Here is a 3,002-nt window from a genome sequence, read left to right as displayed (position 1 = left end):
ATCGCCCGTAGCGTTGGTCTATCCATAATCAAATCTCCTAAAGTATTGGCGATATAATTATAGACAAAAACGAATACAGAGGTTTGTCGTTATCACGCAATCACGCCCCTAGGAGGCAACCCTTCCGTGATAAGCACCCGCTGGACGATAAGAGGATCACTGGTCGCGGGGTTTGGAACCTGCTGCGACGGGATAAGGCGAAGGTATCGCCACGCCTCGTTAGGATCGTTGACGATCGGTATGCCGACTGAAATGTACCACATCCAGCCGTCCTGGCAGTCAATGACGGCCCCCGTGACATAATCGCGGACATTGCCGAAAGCGTTTTTGACAGAGAAGTAAGTGGCGGGGTTTACCTGCGGCCTTACCGAATAGCAGAGGGCGGCAAAGCAAACGGTCTTGCCGGCGATGCGCGCCATTTCAGTGCTGGACAGGTATTTCTGCAAATACGAGGTTTGACCGGAGACGCCCGTGCCGGGGGCGATTCTGCATGAGTAAGCCGATGCGCCGTACTTGATAGTGGTCTCTTTGGTTACGGTTAGCCCAGTGCCGTTAGTCGTCCAGCCCACCGGCAGCGCTCCAGACCAGTTGGAGAAATCGCCGTTGTCGATCAGGTTCGCCCCGGATTGCAGCGGCCAGACCGGAGTTGAAAAAGGTTTCAGCGCAGCAGCATTGAACGATGACATGATGGTGTCGGCTTGCAACTGCGCACCGGCATAATTTGCCTCTGCATCGCTTGGGTGGACATTATCGCCGCCGCGGAACAGATTTGAAGCGTTATCCCGCAGGATAAACGGCATGTAGGTGTCAACGAAAGTTATACCGCCATGCACTTGCGCGGCATACTTGGCCGCATAGTACGTTTTGTAATTATCGCTGTAGTCCTTCTTCGGGTTCTGCGCGGTGATTACCTGCGGTACGCCTGGCCATTGCAGCTCCTGCATGCCGATGGGGCCGAGCCATTTGCCGATCCCGTTGGAATAGAAGCCAATACCGGTAGACCCCGCAATGGTGGGATACGAGAACATGTTGTGGCCGTGATGAGTAATGCAAACATCCGGCGTCGGAATGGCGTCTATGGCATTGGCCTTGCGGGTGCCGTCGAAAATCGTGCCAGCAACCTTTTCAGGGATCGCCGCGAGATACACGTTGATGGTCTGGGATGTGCCCGACCGCAGCGTTACGGGGGCAGCATAATCCTTCGGGCCGGTCCATGTGCCGGCCACACCGTCATATTCGGCCCAGCGGCGCATAACGACGGTAGCGTTGTACTTGTCGCCCAGCATCTTAGGGAACAGAAAGTAAGGGCTAAAATCAGCCCATGCAGTGCTGTCTCCATTGACGAAGATATTAACGTCTTGACCGGCCTCAAGCTTCGTTTTGAATGGGCTGAATGCGTTGGCACGCTTCCCCGACATGCCCGACCCAACGAGAGACAGGCCGGTCATCAAGCTCAATCCCGTCATTACCGAGCCCTCGTCAATTCATCATGGCGCGCGCACTCGCCAACGGTCCACACCTTGGCGCCGCAAATACCGGCAACCGTTTCGTCAATTGCATCCTGATCCTTGGGAGACGCTCCACGAGAGCCCACCAGAGACGTTCCGAAGATCGACCTCGCGGACTGGTTTAGCCGTTCCTTACTGGCAGCGACCTGTTGCGTTGAGGTACACGCCGCCACGCTCACGGCACAGGCGACGATTGACGCGAGCCTTGTCAGCTTCATTCCTGAGTTCTCCGATTGCCTTGTTGGTTGCGGCGTCGAGTTCCGCACGCTCGATGATGCGAGCCTCTTCCTTGGCTCTGGGAAGCCACCAGACTGCGTTGATGGTGGTGAACAGCAGACAGGCCACAATCGCGCCTGCAGCCGCTCCTACGGCGAAACTGATCTTGTCTGTGATCATGCCTGTTCCACCGTCTGCTTGCTCTTCCACCAGCCGTAGACGCCCCAGATCGTAAGGCCGAGGCCAATGGCTCCAGAGACGGCCAGCATCCCGTTCGCGATGGTGTTCGCCAGATCCGAGTTGATGCCGGTGACATAGGTGGCGAGTTCCGCGATCTGATCACGGGCTGCGGTGACCAAAGCGAGAGGGCCGAAGTTGCGAGCGGCGTTCTTGACCTCTGGAACCTGAGCGATCCCAAGATTGCCGGGCTTTTCATCCGGCGAGACCTGAAACTCTTTCAGCTTACGCATGGTCTGCGGACCGGCCACACCGTCGGCGGCAAGCCCGTTCTCATCTTGAAACCGTCGGAGAATGCGATCCGTCGCCGGTCCAAAGTCACCATCGGCTGTAACCGGATAGCCGGCGCGCGTAAGCAGCACCTGGATTTCCCGAACCCCTGCCCCCTTGGAGCCAATACGGAGCATACCCGTCGCACCAGATGCGGCCGGTCCTTTCCTCGAATAGCGCTCATAGGCGGCGGCCATCTTCGTGTCGTAGGCGTTCTTCTTGTAGGCAGGGCCATTATAGCCGCGGGCGAACCCTGCCCAATCCTTCCGGTTCAGAGCGCCCAGAAGGTTGTTCGCCTTGATGAACCGAACCATCAGGTCGACCTGGCCCTCAACACCGCTGCGAGCAGCTTCAAACAGATCGATAACCGACGGATACCCGAGAGCCTTCCAGTGGCTCCCCATGACCTGCCCAACGCCAAAGGACGTGCTTTCCAGTGCGGCCTGCTTGTCGATCATCATCGCTCGCCCAAGAAGCTGCCAGCGGTCTTTCTGCGAGGCCGGGTTCTTCACGCCGCCGACAGTCGGAGACGCAAGACCGAGCCGCCGAGTTTCCTCCCGACGAGACGCAGTCACCAGCCGGTCGAAGTAATGGCCTTCGAAGCGGATCACTGGCATTTCCTTGCCGTCGATATCGGCAAAGACAACGCCGTCGCTCTCGACCTCGACAACAGCCTTCAGCGCCGCCGGGTCAATACCGTGCACGCTCGCAACTCGCTCAATCGAGCGCGCGACATCAGCCTTCAACATGAGGCTTCTCCTGATTGTGGGT

General features: G+C 57.8%; 3 protein-coding genes. All 3 read right to left on the bottom strand.

What is annotated here, in order from left to right:
* Positions 1-92 precede the first annotated feature (92 nt).
* Positions 93-1,448, bottom strand: a complete 1,356-nt coding sequence (locus AC5I5B_RS05985) for an SGNH/GDSL hydrolase family protein (RefSeq protein WP_495752499.1) — start codon at positions 1,446-1,448, stop codon at positions 93-95.
* Between the two features lie 192 nt (positions 1,449-1,640).
* Positions 1,641-1,904 (bottom strand): hypothetical protein, encoded by a 264-nt coding sequence (locus AC5I5B_RS05980; protein WP_495752498.1) that lies wholly within the window; start codon positions 1,902-1,904, stop codon positions 1,641-1,643.
* Positions 1,901-2,980, bottom strand: coding sequence for an N-acetylmuramidase domain-containing protein (locus AC5I5B_RS05975; protein WP_495752497.1), 1,080 nt, complete (start codon positions 2,978-2,980; stop codon positions 1,901-1,903). Before AC5I5B_RS05975 ends, AC5I5B_RS05980 begins: the two co-directional genes overlap by 4 nt.
* Positions 2,981-3,002 lie beyond the last annotated feature (22 nt).

This window comes from Agrobacterium sp. (assembly GCF_059499945.1).
The sequence above is the reverse complement of the archived record's forward strand: the minus strand, read 5'-3'. Positions and strand labels throughout refer to the sequence as shown.

Coding starts and splice junctions, on each gene's coding strand:
- AC5I5B_RS05985 (WP_495752499.1), bottom strand. CDS start 1,448: ATGACCGGCCTGTCTCTCGTTGGGTCGGGCATGTCGGGGAAGCGTGCC.
- AC5I5B_RS05980 (WP_495752498.1), bottom strand. CDS start 1,904: ATGATCACAGACAAGATCAGTTTCGCCGTAGGAGCGGCTGCAGGCGCG.
- AC5I5B_RS05975 (WP_495752497.1), bottom strand. CDS start 2,980: ATGTTGAAGGCTGATGTCGCGCGCTCGATTGAGCGAGTTGCGAGCGTG.